The organism is Bacillus sp. CD3-5 (assembly GCF_006349665.1).
Classification (GTDB): domain Bacteria; phylum Bacillota; class Bacilli; order Bacillales; family Bacillaceae_G; genus Bacillus_A; species Bacillus_A paranthracis.
In genome coordinates this window covers 63,458-78,773 of record NZ_VEPX01000002.1, presented here as the reverse complement: position 1 = coordinate 78,773, position 15,316 = coordinate 63,458, and the positions used below count along the sequence as shown (strand labels likewise).

The 15,316-nt window shown below is 33.2% G+C and carries 17 protein-coding genes; 13 read left to right on the top strand and 4 right to left on the bottom strand.

Annotated features, from left to right (window positions below; translation table 11 throughout):
* Positions 1 to 69: 69 nt before the first annotated feature.
* Positions 70 to 606 carry a C1q-like domain-containing protein gene (locus tag FH036_RS05400; protein WP_001278095.1) on the top strand — a complete coding sequence of 179 codons (537 nt, stop codon included), beginning with the start codon at positions 70 to 72 and terminating at the stop codon, positions 604 to 606.
* 926 nt (positions 607 to 1,532) lie between these two features.
* On the opposite strand, the gene FH036_RS05395 is transcribed toward FH036_RS05400, so the two are convergent.
* Positions 1,533 to 1,727, bottom strand: coding sequence for a hypothetical protein (locus FH036_RS05395; protein ID WP_000412567.1), 195 nt, complete (start codon positions 1,725 to 1,727; stop codon positions 1,533 to 1,535).
* A gap of 390 nt (positions 1,728 to 2,117) precedes the next feature.
* On the opposite strand from FH036_RS05395, the gene FH036_RS05390 reads away from it, so the two are divergent.
* The 3 genes from FH036_RS05390 to FH036_RS05380 all read left to right on the top strand — a co-directional run bounded on the left by FH036_RS05390 (position 2,118) and on the right by FH036_RS05380 (position 4,547).
* Positions 2,118 to 2,969: a peptidylprolyl isomerase PrsA gene (locus FH036_RS05390; RefSeq protein WP_000727481.1), complete on the top strand. Its 852-nt coding sequence runs from the start codon at positions 2,118 to 2,120 to the stop codon at positions 2,967 to 2,969.
* 486 nt (positions 2,970 to 3,455) lie between these two features.
* Positions 3,456 to 3,674, top strand: coding sequence for a hypothetical protein (locus FH036_RS05385; protein WP_000864286.1), 219 nt, complete (start codon positions 3,456 to 3,458; stop codon positions 3,672 to 3,674).
* 537 nt (positions 3,675 to 4,211) lie between these two features.
* Positions 4,212 to 4,547 (top strand): YolD-like family protein, encoded by a 336-nt coding sequence (locus FH036_RS05380; RefSeq protein ID WP_001000620.1) that lies wholly within the window; start codon positions 4,212 to 4,214, stop codon positions 4,545 to 4,547.
* A 187-nt stretch (positions 4,548 to 4,734) separates the two neighbouring features.
* Here FH036_RS05380 and gerPF read toward each other — a convergent pair whose 3' ends face one another.
* Positions 4,735 to 4,950 (bottom strand): spore germination protein GerPF, encoded by a 216-nt coding sequence (gerPF, locus tag FH036_RS05375; protein WP_001141565.1) that lies wholly within the window; start codon positions 4,948 to 4,950, stop codon positions 4,735 to 4,737.
* A 209-nt stretch (positions 4,951 to 5,159) separates the two neighbouring features.
* On the opposite strand from gerPF, the gene FH036_RS05370 reads away from it, so the two are divergent.
* The 4 genes from FH036_RS05370 to FH036_RS05355 all read left to right on the top strand — a co-directional run bounded on the left by FH036_RS05370 (position 5,160) and on the right by FH036_RS05355 (position 6,958).
* On the top strand, positions 5,160 to 5,495 hold the full coding sequence (locus tag FH036_RS05370) for a hypothetical protein (protein WP_001045105.1): 336 nt from the start codon (positions 5,160 to 5,162) through the stop codon (positions 5,493 to 5,495).
* A gap of 41 nt (positions 5,496 to 5,536) precedes the next feature.
* Positions 5,537 to 5,737 carry a hypothetical protein gene (locus FH036_RS05365; protein WP_000915131.1) on the top strand — a complete coding sequence of 67 codons (201 nt, stop codon included), beginning with the start codon at positions 5,537 to 5,539 and terminating at the stop codon, positions 5,735 to 5,737.
* A gap of 147 nt (positions 5,738 to 5,884) precedes the next feature.
* The gene (locus FH036_RS05360; protein WP_139895483.1) at positions 5,885 to 6,544 is read left to right on the top strand and encodes a DUF6944 family repetitive protein; all 660 of its coding nucleotides are present in this window, start codon (positions 5,885 to 5,887) and stop codon (positions 6,542 to 6,544) included.
* A 201-nt stretch (positions 6,545 to 6,745) separates the two neighbouring features.
* On the top strand, positions 6,746 to 6,958 hold the full coding sequence (locus tag FH036_RS05355) for a YqaE/Pmp3 family membrane protein (RefSeq protein WP_000990223.1): 213 nt from the start codon (positions 6,746 to 6,748) through the stop codon (positions 6,956 to 6,958).
* 67 nt (positions 6,959 to 7,025) lie between these two features.
* On the opposite strand, the gene FH036_RS05350 is transcribed toward FH036_RS05355, so the two are convergent.
* Positions 7,026 to 7,235 carry a KTSC domain-containing protein gene (locus FH036_RS05350; RefSeq protein WP_000970367.1) on the bottom strand — a complete coding sequence of 70 codons (210 nt, stop codon included), beginning with the start codon at positions 7,233 to 7,235 and terminating at the stop codon, positions 7,026 to 7,028.
* A 465-nt stretch (positions 7,236 to 7,700) separates the two neighbouring features.
* Here FH036_RS05350 and FH036_RS05345 point away from each other — a divergent pair, with 465 nt between their 5' ends.
* The gene (locus FH036_RS05345) at positions 7,701 to 10,172 is read left to right on the top strand and encodes a transglycosylase domain-containing protein (protein WP_139895482.1); all 2,472 of its coding nucleotides are present in this window, start codon (positions 7,701 to 7,703) and stop codon (positions 10,170 to 10,172) included.
* A gap of 100 nt (positions 10,173 to 10,272) precedes the next feature.
* Here the strand turns inward: FH036_RS05345 and FH036_RS05340 are convergent, their stop codons facing one another.
* Entirely contained in the window at positions 10,273 to 10,554 is a 282-nt protein-coding gene (locus FH036_RS05340; RefSeq protein ID WP_044790670.1) for a hypothetical protein, read from the bottom strand.
* Between the two features lie 238 nt (positions 10,555 to 10,792).
* Between FH036_RS05340 and FH036_RS05335 the strand changes: the two genes are divergently transcribed.
* The 4 genes from FH036_RS05335 (at position 10,793) to prpD (ending at position 15,300) form a co-directional block, all read left to right on the top strand.
* A complete protein-coding gene (locus FH036_RS05335) occupies positions 10,793 to 11,938 on the top strand; it encodes an MFS transporter (RefSeq protein WP_000440668.1) in 1,146 nt (381 codons plus the stop codon).
* Between the two features lie 16 nt (positions 11,939 to 11,954).
* Complete coding sequence (locus tag FH036_RS05330) at positions 11,955 to 12,245, top strand: HesB/YadR/YfhF family protein (RefSeq protein ID WP_044790668.1); 291 nt, start codon at positions 11,955 to 11,957, stop codon at positions 12,243 to 12,245.
* 398 nt (positions 12,246 to 12,643) lie between these two features.
* On the top strand, positions 12,644 to 13,765 hold the full coding sequence (gene mmgD / locus FH036_RS05325) for a citrate synthase (RefSeq protein WP_041184105.1): 1,122 nt from the start codon (positions 12,644 to 12,646) through the stop codon (positions 13,763 to 13,765).
* Positions 13,766 to 13,863: 98 nt separating this feature from the next.
* A complete protein-coding gene (gene prpD, locus FH036_RS05320) occupies positions 13,864 to 15,300 on the top strand; it encodes a 2-methylcitrate dehydratase (protein WP_000598129.1) in 1,437 nt (478 codons plus the stop codon).
* Positions 15,301 to 15,316 lie beyond the last annotated feature (16 nt).

Sequence of the window (15,316 nt, the reverse complement as noted above, 5' to 3'; positions counted from 1 at the left end):
ATAGTTCGTCCAAACATTGTGAATCTCTTTTACATAATATGGAGTAATAAGCATGAAAGGGGAACGAGTATGTCTTGCTATTACTACTGTAAGTATTGTAAAGAATATAAAAAGAAACAGCATAACTGTTGTAAGAACGATAGTAAGTGTAATGACAACAAGGATAGTCTTGTTAGGGCATCAGCATTTAGAGCTAGAAATACTGTGGATCAAAATGTTCCTGCTAATACTTTTGTGAAAGTGTTATTCCAAAATGAACAATTTGATTTAGCGAATGAGTATAATCCAGAAACATCTATTTTTATTCCGAAGACTAAAGGAGTATATTCTTTTATTGGAACGATTGGTTTCTTTCCTAACGATCCAAGTTTAAATTATAGAGCACGGGTAGAAATTCGTGTGAATGGAAACGCAGCAATAGCTATAGATAATGACTTTTTTGGTCCAATCGGTTTTGGAAATGTAGTAAGTGTTTCGACGATTATTCAATTGCATGAAGGAGATCAAGTTGAGGTTTATGCACAAAGTAGCATAGACGGAGTTTTAAGTCCTTCAGAAGACGGCTCACATTTTGAAGCAGCAAGATTCCCTTCTCCAATTAAATAACGAAGAGAATAAAATACTTTTCAGTAGGTCTAGTTAATCCCCTGTACCGAATGGTGGGGGATTATTATTGTTTATTAAAAATATACAAGTGAATCGATTAAATATAGTTTGTTTCATGAAAATTTCACATGCTAAAGATGTAATGATGAAAGGTAAATTTTAAAAATTATTTTTTACAGTTTTGATGTTGAAAGGGCTATCTTATTTTAAGTATTAGATCTTCTGCAGGTAATAAAAAGAGTAAGTAACTAGGTTGTAAAAGTTCTTTGGCGTTACATTTGCTAGTTGCCTAATGGTATAAAAAGACATCTTAATTTATGTCCGTATAATTAAAGGCTTTTTCATTACTATATAGAAATTACATATTTATCAAAGGTTTACGCAGGTATTGCTATTGAATAGAAAGGAATAACATGAAGGCAAGTACACTATATAAAAATAAAATAAATCCTAAGATGAGTAGTATGGGATGCAACTTGAACATATTTGACCTCCTTGAGTATATAAAGAATTTTAATACATCTTTGGTGAATTTAGAAGGAATATATATTAGATAAATGGTGCTTGAATGGATACACGAATTTAATAGAGTAGTGAATGTCTAATAAATAAAGAAGTATTATGGGGGACACCTTGACTAGATTATTTATAAAGGGCAGGTCGATTTACCCGACGTGAAATATAAAAGTGATCAGATTTATATGTACAGAATAAGGGATAAATAAAAAAGAGCATACATAAAAAGTACGCTCTAAAGAAAGATAGGTTTTATGAGTGGATAATCTCCATACGATAATATATGTTCGGTTGATGTAAATGTGTGAAAAATCAATAAATTATCAATGGAATATCATGAAATGAGTAATCTTAGTTTATTAATAAGGTTTTGTAGTTACCCAAATTGTAAGGATTTTGTATAGAATGGATTAACAACTCGATAATAATCGTACTTCAGTTTCATATTTCGTATAGTTTGGATATTGTGTAATAGTTTGACATTTAGGTGTAGAAAGTTGATTAATTATAGAAACATTTGTAATGACTTCGTTACAAGGACCGAAAAATGTAACTTTTAATTTTGAATTTGGTGGGACTTTGAAAACAATAGGTTTTTTCTCCATGAAATCAGCTCCTATGATGCAGTATTGTATACTGCGTTTTTTGTTTAGATTATAAAGGCATATTAGTATAATATGAATCTTTAGTTGATAATGATATAAAGTTCACTACTATGCAGAGCCTGAATGTATAAATTATTAAGGGAATATTAATGAATCAAAATTTTTACATGTGTGGGCAGAGCGAAAAATGCGGTACATATTGGATAAAATAATTGGATACTAGAAGAGCATGTAACTATAGGTAGTTACATGTGTTATGAATACGTAAAGAGTCCCTTTACTGATACATAGTTTATTCAAATGAAATGAATTACATCTAGAAAACACATTGTATACACAACAACACTGTATAGTTATTCTTATATAATAATAAAAGTGAGGTATTTTGAATTGAAAAAGAAAAAGCTATTTTTAGGAACAATTATTTCATGCGTAGTACTGGCATTATCCGCATGTGGCTCCTCAGACAACGTAGTAACATCAAAAGTAGGAAATGTTACAGAGAAAGAGTTAAGTAAAGAATTAAGACAAAAATATGGGGAAAGTACTTTATACCAAATGGTGTTAAGTAAGGCGTTGCTCGATAAATATAAAGTTTCAGATGAGGAAGCAAAAAAGAAAGTAGAAGAAGCAAAAGATAAAATGGGTGAGAACTTTAAAGCGACTTTAGAACAACTTGGATTGAAAAACGAAGATGAATTAAAAGAAAAAATGAAGCCAGAAATTGCATTTGAGAAAGCGATTAAAGCGACTGTTACAGAAAAAGATGTAAAAGATAACTATAAACCAGAAATGAAGGTAAGTCACATTTTAGTAAAAGATGAAAAGACTGCTAAAGAAGTGAAAGAGAAAGTAAATAACGGAGAAGATTTTGCGGCTTTAGCGAAGCAATACTCAGAGGATACTGGTTCAAAAGAACAGGGCGGGGAAATCACTGGTTTTGCTCCAGGGCAAACGGTAAAAGAATTTGAGGAAGCTGCATATAAATTAGATGCAGGACAAGTAAGTGAACCAGTAAAAACAACTTACGGTTACCATATTATTAAAGTGACAGATAAAAAAGAATTAAAGCCATTTGATGAAGTAAAAGATTCAATTCGTAAAGATATAGAACAGCAAAGACTACAAGACACGACAGGTAAATGGAAACAACAAGTAGTCAATGAATTATTGAAAGATGCTGATATTAAGGTGAATGATAAAGAGTTTAAAAATACATTTGAATTTCTAGAAAAGAAATAATGACTGTAATTAGAAAAGGGAACCTTTAAAGGTTCCCTTTTCTAGTTAGTGTGTGAGTTATAAATAGATAGTAAGACAATACAATATTACATATAAATATTAAGAATTACAATGGAAATTTATGTAATTGTCTTGAAGTAGGTTAATCATCACTTCATAGAATGTTGATATTATAATGTTTTGTTTCATCTCATTAAATATAAAACGAATTAATTAATTTTAGCCCATTATTCGTAGGCAGTAAGATTTGCGTAGGCTAATTATTAGTCAGGAATAAACAAAGCTTGAGTGGATTAAAGTTTCACTTTATAGAAGTCGATAAACATAATTTGCAGAATGAAACATACAATAAGATTGAAATATATTGACGTTAAATGAAGTGAAAAGCAGAGCATTCTATTAAGATGGATGTTCTTTTTCGTATGAAATTTTAAGGTGAAGAATGAATTATTGGATAGATAAATAAATGATGTAGGGGGAGAAAATGTGAAAGTAATTTTTCAAAGAGAAGACGGAGGGAAAATTTTTGAATCGTATGATGAAGATATAAATAACCTATTAGCTATTTTAAAAGAAACGAAAGGGATTAAGATCGGGATGGTTGAATATGAGGTATTAAAATACGAATTAGAGTATTTTCGAAACCCGAAAAAAGCAGTAACAGAGAGGGAGTTACATATAATAGTACAACCAAAATATATTTAGTAATTAGAGTGAATTATTGATGAATAGTTTTATGTAGTATGTACGAAAAGAGAGTGTTTAAATTGCTCTCTTTTCATAGAAATTCATAAGGAACGAATGGAGGTCCATTATAAATCCCTTAAATTTTGTGAGTTCGTTCTTTATAATATATGCTTTCATTTATAGATGGTTAATAAACTCGAAAAAATTAAAACTGTTTAGTTGATCTTTTCACCTCCCATTTAATAGGAAGTGAAAAGATTATTTGATGAAGAAAAAATAAATCTCTTCTCAAAAGAACGTAAGTTCGTGTATAATTAGAACGAATGTTCTTGTAAGTGTAGATAGTATAAGATTTAGAAATAAAGTGAAACTGTAATTAGCGGGTGTTTACGGGAAGTTAATCTTCGACTTACTTTCCTTGTATGTCTTGAATTTTGAGGTGGGAGATTTCTTACCTGTTCATGCGGGGGAAATATGAGCCGAGCAATTATTAAAGAATAATCGAAGCGCAATATGTTTGAAATAGAATGGATAAATAATCGAGGAGATAGAGAAATGAATGATGTAAAGATGCAAAGAGCAAAAAGAGAATGGGTTCCATTTACAGTAATGTCGGAACAGTTATTAAGTATGCGAAAGGTTATTGGGGAGAAATTTAAAGTACAAAAACCATTTTTAACAAAAGAAGCAAAAGAGGGAATTTCTGATAAATTATTAATGTCATTATTGTCTGAGAAAGAAATATTGGTGACATATTTTGAAGATGGATACATACTTACAAGCTACATGACAGTTGTACATATAAATCCGCTAAAGCGCATTGTAATGTGTACTGACGCGTTTTATAAAACTTACGTATTTAATACCACGGATATTATTGAAATAGCGTAAAGTAAGCTATGTTAGATGTGAAACAGAAAAATGAAACGGAAAAGCAGCTAGCTTCATACTAGCTGCTAAGCCCCAGGGAAAGGGAGAAAAAGATAGGGTACTCCAAAAATCAACAATAGCTGTATAACAGCCTGATTATAGTATGGGCAAATTAAAAATTCTTAAACAGAACGATGAAAAAATAGGGTTAAGCTGTACCGACTTGGTTTTGATCCGCAAGGTCAGAATCAAACGTATTAGTCGCACTCACACCATTAAAAGTATTAACAACAAAACCAACGTTGGAAGCACCAGATCCATTATAAGCCTTCGTGTTTTCTTTTGGAGAAACGTTATAGAAATCACCTAAATTAAATGAACCGTTACTATTTTGTACAACTAAATTCCCTACAACTGAGGGCATAGTTCTCACCCACTTTACAATCATTTGTTAACACTACTATATGGTCTTATAGTCCAAATGGTTCATCTAACGAAAATTGCGGAATAATAAAACGTTTGAAGTGTAGCTTAATCCCATAATAAAAGTGTGTTAAACTGAATGTAAGGTTACGTAATTAAAAATGGAAATTGTATAATTGTCATATACGAAAACAAAGGAGGCAAAATGTAATGAATAAAGTTATAAAAAAAGTAGATTTAACAGATGCAAAGTCAAGTAATCTTGTTGCACTTATTTATAGCAATGAAGTTATATTGGTGGAAGAAGCATTTTGTCCAAAGGAAATAAAATTAAAGTTTAATGAAATTGCAATTTTATCGGCTATTAAAACAGCGCATATAATGAAAGTATCCATTAGAAAAGAGCTTGACGCGTTTTTTCATGACACGGGTGTTTTATTGGTGAAGCATAGTGCTGAGTATGGAAACAGTCAATCTATCACTATGCATTTTGAACAATTTAAAAAGTTACAACATGAGATTGAGTATTTAAGTAAAAGTATGTAATAAGGCAAGAGGAAGATTCTTGCATAGAGGTGAACAGTTCTATGTTGAAAAAATGGTTTGAAAATTTTTTAGACGAATCTCACTGTAAACATAAATATAGTTTTATTAAGATGCAGGATAATGAAGATTTCAAAAGTGGTAAGCTAGGTGTAGCTTATGTGTATAGGTGTGAGAAGTGCGGGAAAGAGAAATTGAAATTTAAAAGCAATAACGAAATAAATAATGAATTTTTTGATATATAGGAAAGAGTAACTGTTATGGGTTACTCTTTTTTGTATTTTTAACACATTATAGAATGCACAAAATTACATATAGATAATAAATATGAGTTAAAGGAGGCTATTTATGTATTTCGAAAGCACCAGAAAACTTCTAAATAAGTGATAAGAATGAATCCAAGTGGTTTAAAAGTGACAGGAGCATGGTTTCAAGTAGGAGGAAATCTTACAGCGGCAATTGGGACGACAAGAGGATTTATGGGGGAGGAGAAAGCTGAATCGAAAATTGTAATTGTAGGAAGCTCATTACAAGCCCTCGGGTATATATTGCAAATTATAGCGAGTAATGAAACCGAAGATGAAGGTGAAAGAGAAAATCAAAGTATGTGTTTGGAGAATAAAAGTGAAATGCTTGATAAAGTGGGCATTGAGTTATTAGCGTTAGGGAATATATCAAATGTAATAGGAACATATTTTAATATAAAGGAACAATTGAAAGAGAATGATTATCTCATTATTATAGGGAATAGCTTACAATCGATTGGAGCTTTTTTTGGAGTAGAAGCGGCTTTGCTCCAGATGAAAACGGTACAGAAAATTATAATACTAGGCAATTCTCTGCAAAGTTTAGGGGCTGGACTTCAAGCGTATCAAGGCATTATTAATGTGATGAAGAATAGAATCGAAAATGAAGACAGTATAGTTGATCAGAAAGATGAGAGAATAATAGCACTCATTGGTGTTTGGATACAAGCGATAGGAACTGTTATTTCTGCAATTGGATTAACTATAATAGAGAAAGAAGAACAATTAGAAAAAATAATCATATGAAATTGTTCATGGAAAGATTGTATGTAAAATTTCAATTTTACATAAGTAGAAAAGTTGAAGTGGTAGGTTTTTTGACATTGAAAGAGAATATATAACAGTAGAACAGTTATTAGTGGTTAATAAAAACATTAGAAATGCAAAAGTCATTGGTTTGTATAGCGTATGGAGAGAGAAAAATACAAAACAAGGAGTTTTCAAGAGATGATGTATTTGTTGGCAATTCTTCTTCCACCTGTAGCCGTATTATTTTGTGGAAAACCATTTCAAGCAATAATTAATTTCATATTAACATTAATATTTTGGGTTCCAGGTGTTATTCATGCGATATTAGTTGTACATGATAAAAAAGCAGATCGGCGTTTAAAAAAACAAATTCAAGCATATGATGAAATAAATAAAAAGAACAGAAGATAGCTGAGTTGTGAAACGATTTTAAAAAGAAAGGGGGACCACCTCCTTTCTTTTTTTATTCTGGTTAAGTTTATATTTTGGTGTAGCGGTAAGAATTTTTAATATAAGTATTGTGATAACTCGTTTTAGAGTGTGCGTTTAGTAAACCGGTGTAAATGTTTTCAGGAACGTTAAAGAAATCATACAGTCCATTCTTTAATTGAATGCGTAAAATCATAGAAAAAGGATTATATCCAACAGCAACTATAGTTTTGGAAATCACGGGAGATAACTCCATCATTACGCAACTCCTCACTTTTCATTTTTAATAATTTCTTATAGATGTTGAGGTTGTGATGTTGAAATCTTTATAATTAAAGAGGTATTATACTTATATGCAATATATTAAATGTTCGTTATACGTAATTATAAGGAAGTTCACACGAAGTACATATCGTTGTGCTATTTTTATTTCACCTTTGATTTATAAATAAGAAAATATTGACCATTTGAAAAAAAGGTATATTATTTATACGAGGTATTAAAAATTCACTTTTTACATTCTATGCTTAAAGGGGCAGCATTATTAGAAAAATAGAAGTGAAAATACTTTGTGTAACAAGCATTCTAAAATTTATAATCTGTGAATTAGCAAAATATTGAATGCTCCAGGTCAATATACTTTCTTAATTAAATTTATTTTAGAAAGTGACCTCAATATTTTTAAGTAAATCAACGGGAGAATTGAAAGGCAGGAGAAAGTAACATGTCAGAAAATTATCGTTCTCGAGAGGAGCGACGACAAGTTAAAAAGAAAAAACAGCCAGCTTCTAAAACACAAAAACCAAAAGGTAAAACATCATTTTTTCGCAAGTTTTTAATTACTTGTTTATTACTTGGTATTGTTGGTTTAGTGGGGGGAGTTGCTACCTTCTTTGTAATGATTAAGGATGCACCAAAACTTGAGAAAGCAAAACTTGTTAATCCGTTATCCTCAAAAATTTATGATAAAAATGGCGATTTGGTATATGAATACGGGAAAGAAAAGCGGACGAATGTTACGTATGATCAAATTCCTAAATTAGTAGAAAATGCATTTTTAGCAACAGAGGATGCACGTTTTTACGAGCATAGCGGAGTAGACTTTAAAGGTACTGCCCGTGCTGTTTTGGTGAGTCTTAAAGGAGATTACGGTTCACAAGGTGGAAGTACAATAACGCAACAGGTTATTAAAAACTACTTCTTATCGATGGAAAAAACATCAAAACGTAAAGTTCAGGAAATTTATTTAGCGTATAAACTAGAACAACAATATTCAAAACATGAAATTTTAGAAATGTATTTAAATAAAATTAACTTAGGAAACCGTTCGTATGGTATCGCAACAGCAGCACAAAACTACTATGGTAAAGAATTGAAAGAGTTAACATTACCAGAAGTTGCGATGCTTGCAGGTTTACCAAAAGCACCGAATAACTATGATCCGACGAAAACAGAAAATATTGAAAGAGCAACAGAAAGAAGAAATGTTGTACTAAAATTAATGAATCGACATGGTTATATTACGAAGGCAGAAATGGAAGAAGCTTCGAAAGTTAAAGTTACAGATGGACTTAAGACTGCAACTGTACAAGCGATGCCATATCCTGCATTTATGGATGCGGTTGTGAAAGAAGTTGAAAAGGAATTACCAGATGCTAATATTGGTTCTGACGGTTTAGAAATTTATACAACTTTAGACGTAGAAGCACAAAAGGCTGCCGACAGGATATTAGATACTAATATTATTAATTATCCAAATGATAAATTCCAAGGTGCATTCACATTTATGGATACGAAAACAGGAGAGGTTCGTGCTATAGGTAGTGGACGCGGTGAAAATAAAGCAGTATTTAAAGGGCATAATATGGCCATTGAATTAGATCGTGCAGCTGGTTCGACGATGAAGCCAATCTTTGATTACGGTCCTGCAATTGAATACTTAAAATGGGCTACGTATCATCAAATTGATGATTCTCCATTTAAATATTCAACTGGACAAGAACTTCGAAATGCAGACAGAAGTCATTTAGGTCCAATTACTATGCGTGAGGCGTTAAAAATGTCACGTAACGTTCCAGCAGTTAAAACTGCAAAAGAAGTAGGACTTAATAAATCAAAGGAATTCTCTGAGAAATTAGGTATTACATTTAAAAAAGCGCCAACAGAATCTACAGCTATTGGTACAAACGAAGTATCACCAACTGAAATAGCGGGTGCTTATGCGACATTTGGTAATGGTGGAAAGTATGCAAAACCGCATTTTGTTAAGAAAGTAGTTTATCCAGACGGTAAGTCACAAAGTTTCGGGCAAAAACCAAAACAAGTTATAGCTGACTCTACAGCATATATGATTACTGATATGCTTCGTTCAGTAGTGACATCAGGTACTGGTACAGCAGCAAATATAAGTTCTTTAGATGTAGCTGGAAAAACAGGTACAACAAACTATGATTCAAAACAATTAGCAAAATTTAATATTCCGGAAAGTGCAACTCGTGATAGTTGGTTTGCAGGTTATACGCCGCAATATACGATGGCAGTATGGACTGGGTATATGAAAGATGGTAAAGACGAGTATATTAGTAGTAAAAATACGAAAATTGCACAGTTGATCTTTAAAGCAATGATGAGCGAGATGGCTACAGATAAATCAAGATTTAAAATGCCAAGTAGTGTAATTCAAGAAGGTAGTGAGCTGCGTATAAAAGGTGAAAAACGTGATTCTTCTCCAAATACGAGCGTACCGGATACAACGGAAAAACCAAAACAAGATCAACAGCAAAAAACTGAAGAAGAGAAAAAGCAAGAAGAATTAAAGAAACAGGAAGAACTGAAAAAACAAGAAGAACAAAAGCAACAAGAGGAACTTAAGAAGCAAGAAGAACAAAAGAAACTAGAAGAGCAAAAGAAACAAGAAGAAGAAAAGAAACAAAATGAACAAAATAATGGAGGAGGCCAAGGGAATACGACACCTCCAGCAAATAATGGAGGAGGCCAAGGGAATACGACACCTCCAGCAAATAACGGAGGAGGCCAAGGGAATACGACACCTCCAGCAAATAACGGTGGAGGTCAAGGGAATACGACACCTCCAGCAAATAATGGAGGAGGCCAAGGAAATACAACTCCACCAGCGACCACACAACCAGAAACTGGCGGTAATGCAGGAGAGGCCCCTGCTAATAATGGACAATAAGAAAATTTTATAAAAAATATTAAAAAGCACTTAAGATTTGTAAAATTACAATCTTAAGTGCTTTTTTCTTTTAAATGCAGTAGCTATGAGACAATGTATTTTAAATATTAAAAGTACCATAGAAGTTTTGAAAATAAATTGAAGGAAAATGATAAAAAATTTGAGATTGAGGTAACGGAGGATAAGCGTGGCTTTGAAAGGGGGGACTACTTGGATGTGCGCCATGATGCCAAAATGAGGGAGTAATTTGACTGGGAATTTGATAGTGTTGCCAAGTTGCGGGAAGTTCAATACCGACATCGGAACTAGCTGTATGAACAGCGGGAACGTGTATTTCGGGGGTCGAAGGAACTACGGCAGTTACTCTTGATGATACCCACATAAAAATATTCACTCCTAAGTTGCGATAATAAAGTAGTATATTCTTTTCACACATATAAAGGTACAAATAAATGGGACTTTAGGCTAAAACATACGTATAAAGTTGTAAGACCAATTTAAATTGATTTTGGACCATTTATTATAAAAAGATACGTCTATTTACGGAGGGAAAAGGAACGAAGAAACTGTAAAATGGAGGTGTTAATTGCAATAACTTACGTGTTTATGGAGGAATATGAATGGAACGATTATGGACGAAATCATTTATTCAAATGACTTTCGCAATGTTATTTTTATTTACAGGATTTTATTTACTAGTTCCAACGCTCCCACTCTTTATTAAAGAGATAGGTGGTAATGAATCACAAGTAGGACTTATGATGGGAATGTTTACAATAGCGGCAGTTGTAATACGACCGATTATTGGAGGAATGTTGGATCAATATGGTAGAAGATCCTTTATTATTTTCGGGCTCATCTTTTTTGGGTTAACGATGTATTCTTATAATTTAGCGTCGACTATTGTCCTTTTAGCTGTTTTGAGGGTTATTCATGGAGTAACATGGGCTGTTTCTACAACAGCTGTTGGAACAGCGATAACTGATATTATTCCAGATTCACGCCGTGGTGAAGGGATGGGTTGGTACGGGATGGCCATGACAATTGCAATGGCCATCGGGCCAATGATTGGATTAGCGGTTGTACAAAATTATTCATTTCACGGCCTATTCTTGTTAGCAACTCTTTTATCCTTTATGGCAGTCTTATTATCGTTAATGACGAAAATGCCATTCACACCACAAAAAGAAAAAGGGAAAATACAACTGTTTGAAAAATCCGTTCTATCCATTACGATAGTTGTATTTTTTTTATCATTTGCATATGGAGGCATTACGACGTTTTTACCGCTATTTGCATCGTCAATTGATGTGAATCCTGGGACATTCTTTCTTGTATATGCAATTGCTTTAACAATCGTAAGACCAATTTCAGGAAAACTATTAGATAAGTATGGAGAAGTATTTATCATACTTCCGGCACTATGCATTACTATTATTGCAATAGTTGTATTAACGATTTCAAATAATTTAATAGGTGTAGTTATCGCAGCTACATTATATGGTGTTGGATTCGGTTCAGCACAGCCAGCTTTGCAAGCGGCAATGCTTACAATTGTCGATCCGAGTAAAAGAGGAGTTGCGAACGCTTCATTTTTTACAGCGTTTGATTTAGGAATTGGATTAGGTGCTATTTTACTTGGGGTTGTTTCACAAATGTTTGGTTATCGTATTTTATTTTCAGGGAGTGCAATTTCAGCATTAACAGCCTTAATTATTTTCGTCTTCTTTGTAAAACAACGATTAGGAAAAAAAGAGTTTGCATAAACTGGGGGGAATAAAGATGAAAATTTCAATTGATCGTAAAGCTCTACAATGGTTCCAGGAAGAATTACGTATAAAGCACGGTGAATCTGTACGTTTTACTGTAAGGTACGGAGGGAACAGTTCAATTCAGCCGGGATATTCTTTAGGGATTGTTGCAGAGAAAGCAGATGGGGAAATCGTGTCAGTTGAGAAGGAAGGTATTATATTTTTTGTAGATTCTGATGATCTTTGGTATTTTCAAAACTATGATTTATTTGTAAGTTATCATGAGGAAATAGAAGAAATTCAATTTAATTATGTAAAATAATAACTTTATTAAAAATAAATAAATTTTATATGGGAATTATATTTAGGGAATAGTGAAATAAATATAATGCGAAAAGCGAGTTGTATATGAATACAGCTCGTTTTTTTATTTAGTAAAAGAAATTGTAAAGTAGGTATATATTTAACGGGATTATATGAATCAACTTTATATTTTGTTTTAAAGATGAAGAAAGAGAAGTCTGTCCTTTCTTTGTAAAATATGAAAATTATTGTTGAAAAACTGTATTGTTACATCGGTAAAAGTATAGGAAACTTATCATTATAAAATAAATTGAAATCTTCTAAAAACTCTGATACATTGAAATAGAAATGTAGTTTCGCAATATTGTAAAGGCTTACAGTTATGTGCACGAAGATCTATTAGGATTGGAGGAAATAATGATGAAAGCTGAAGAAAAATTTTCCCCGGGATTAGATGGTATAGTGGCAGCGGAGACGAAGATTTCGTTTCTTGACACAGTGAAAGGTGAAATTGTAATTCAAGGGTATGATTTAATCGAACTCTCAAAAACAAAAGAGTATTTAGACATTGTGCACCTTTTATTGGAAGAACATCTACCGAATGAGGATGAAAAAGCAACACTTGAAAAGAAATTAAAAGAAGAATACGCGGTACCAGAAGGTGTATTCAACGTACTGAAGGCATTACCGAAAGAAACGCACCCTATGGATGGATTGCGTACAGGTGTGTCCGCATTAGCTGGTTATGATAATGATATTGAAAACCGCTCGTTAGAAGTAAACAAAAGCCGCGGATACAAATTATTGAGTAAAGTACCAAACATTGTAGCGAATAGCTATCATATTTTAAATAATGAAGAGCCAATCGAACCACTTAAGGAATTATCATATAGTGCGAATTTCTTCTATATGTTAACAGGTAAAAAACCAACTGAACTTGAGGAGAAGATCTTTGATCGTTCCCTTGTTTTATATAGTGAACATGAAATGCCAAACTCTACATTTACAGCGCGCGTTATTGCATCTACACAATCCGACTTATATGGTGCTTTAACAGGTGCGGTTGCATCTTTAAAAGGTAGCTTACATGGCGGTGCGAACGAAGCGGTTATGTACATGCTTTTAGAAGCTGGTAATGTTGAAAAGTTTGAAGAGTTATTACAGAAGAAACTATATAACAAAGAAAAAATTATGGGCTTTGGACACCGTGTATATATGAAGAAGATGGATCCAAGAGCTTTAATGATGAAGGAAGCTTTAAAGCAGTTATGTGATGTGAAAGGTGATTATACACTATATGAAATGTGTGAAGCTGGAGAAAAGATTATGGAGAAGGAAAAAGGAATTTATCCAAACCTTGATTATTACGCAGCTCCAGTATATTGGAAGCTTGGTATTCCAATTCAACTATACACACCAATCTTCTTTAGCTCTAGAACAGTAGGACTATGTGCGCACGTTATTGAGCAACATGCGAACAATCGTTTGTTCCGTCCACGTGTAAATTATATTGGCGAGCGACATGTGCTTAGTAAATAAGAACAACTGGGGAGTTGTTAGCACCGCCCGCCAGATGGGTGTTTGACCGACACCCATCATTAATAATAACGAATTTTCGACAGAAAGGGAAGGATAGCATGATTAAAACAAATGAAATTAAACAAAAAGATGCATTATTAGAAGAGATTACGGATTATGTATTAAATAAAGAGGTAACAAGTGCAGAAGCATTCAGTACTGCTCGTTACGTATTACTTGATACACTTGGATGCGGAATTTTAGCATTACAATATCCAGAATGTACGAAATTATTAGGACCAGTTGTACCAGGAACAATCGTGCCAAATGGTACACGTGTACCAGGTACGTCATATGTACTTGATCCAGTGAAAGGTGCATTTAATATCGGCTGTATGATCCGTTGGTTAGACTATAACGATACTTGGCTTGCAGCAGAATGGGGACATCCATCTGATAACTTAGGCGGAATTTTAGCTGTGGCAGATTATATTAGCCGTGTTCGTATTTCAGAAGGAAAAGAACCGTTAAAAGTACGTGAAGTATTAGAAATGATGATTAAAGCACATGAAATTCAAGGTGTACTTGCTTTAGAAAACAGCTTAAACCGCGTTGGTCTTGACCACGTATTATACGTAAAAGTAGCAACAACTGCTGTAGTTGCGAAAATGCTTGGCGGAACACGTGAAGAAATCTTTAATGCATTATCACATGCATGGATTGATAATTCTAGTCTTCGTACATATCGTCATGCTCCAAATACGGGATCACGTAAATCATGGGCAGCAGGTGATGCAACGAGCCGCGGTGTTCATCTTGCAATGACTGCTCTAAAAGGTGAAATGGGTTACCCTACGGCATTATCTGCACCGGGCTGGGGATTCCAAGATGTATTATTCAATAAACAAGAATTAAAATTAGCAAGACCATTAGATTCTTATGTAATGGAAAATGTATTATTTAAAGTTTCATATCCAGCAGAATTCCATGCACAAACAGCTGCAGAATGTGCTGTGAAATTACATCCAGAAATTAAAGGGAAATTAGATGAAATTGACCGTATTACAATTACAACGCATGAATCAGCAATTCGTATTATTGATAAAGAAGGTCCATTAAATAACCCAGCGGATCGTGATCATTGCTTACAATACATTACGGCAATTGGTTTATTAAAAGGGGATATCGTTGCGGATGATTATGAGGATGCAGTAGCAAATGATCCACGTGTAGATGAATTACGTAATAAGATGGTTGTTGTTGAAAACAAACAGTACAGTTTAGATTACCTTGACCCGAACAAGCGCTCAATCGCCAACGCTGTTCAAGTCCATTTCAAAGATGGCACTGAAACAGAAAACGTGGAATGTGAATATCCACTTGGTCACCGTTTCCGTAGAGACGAAGCAATTCCAAAAGTTGTTCAAAAATTCACTGCAAATATGGCAGGTCATTATTCTAGTAAGCAACAAGAACAAATTCATGAAGCTTGTTTAAATGAAGAGAAACTAGAAAATATGAACGTAAACGAATTTGTAGATCTATTCTTAATTTAATAATAGGGGGAATTTA

Coding starts and splice junctions, on each gene's coding strand:
- FH036_RS05345 (WP_139895482.1), top strand. CDS start 7,701: ATGTCAGAAAATTATCGTTCTCGAGAGGAGCGACGACAAGTTAAAAAG.
- FH036_RS05355 (WP_000990223.1), top strand. CDS start 6,746: ATGATGTATTTGTTGGCAATTCTTCTTCCACCTGTAGCCGTATTATTT.
- FH036_RS05395 (WP_000412567.1), bottom strand. CDS start 1,727: ATGGAGAAAAAACCTATTGTTTTCAAAGTCCCACCAAATTCAAAATTA.
- FH036_RS05340 (WP_044790670.1), bottom strand. CDS start 10,554: ATGTGGGTATCATCAAGAGTAACTGCCGTAGTTCCTTCGACCCCCGAA.
- FH036_RS05400 (WP_001278095.1), top strand. CDS start 70: ATGTCTTGCTATTACTACTGTAAGTATTGTAAAGAATATAAAAAGAAA.
- FH036_RS05365 (WP_000915131.1), top strand. CDS start 5,537: ATGTTGAAAAAATGGTTTGAAAATTTTTTAGACGAATCTCACTGTAAA.
- prpD (WP_000598129.1), top strand. CDS start 13,864: ATGATTAAAACAAATGAAATTAAACAAAAAGATGCATTATTAGAAGAG.
- FH036_RS05360 (WP_139895483.1), top strand. CDS start 5,885: ATGAATCCAAGTGGTTTAAAAGTGACAGGAGCATGGTTTCAAGTAGGA.
- FH036_RS05335 (WP_000440668.1), top strand. CDS start 10,793: ATGGAACGATTATGGACGAAATCATTTATTCAAATGACTTTCGCAATG.
- FH036_RS05380 (WP_001000620.1), top strand. CDS start 4,212: ATGAATGATGTAAAGATGCAAAGAGCAAAAAGAGAATGGGTTCCATTT.
- FH036_RS05370 (WP_001045105.1), top strand. CDS start 5,160: ATGAATAAAGTTATAAAAAAAGTAGATTTAACAGATGCAAAGTCAAGT.
- gerPF (WP_001141565.1), bottom strand. CDS start 4,950: ATGCCCTCAGTTGTAGGGAATTTAGTTGTACAAAATAGTAACGGTTCA.
- mmgD (WP_041184105.1), top strand. CDS start 12,644: ATGATGAAAGCTGAAGAAAAATTTTCCCCGGGATTAGATGGTATAGTG.
- FH036_RS05350 (WP_000970367.1), bottom strand. CDS start 7,235: ATGATGGAGTTATCTCCCGTGATTTCCAAAACTATAGTTGCTGTTGGA.
- FH036_RS05330 (WP_044790668.1), top strand. CDS start 11,955: ATGAAAATTTCAATTGATCGTAAAGCTCTACAATGGTTCCAGGAAGAA.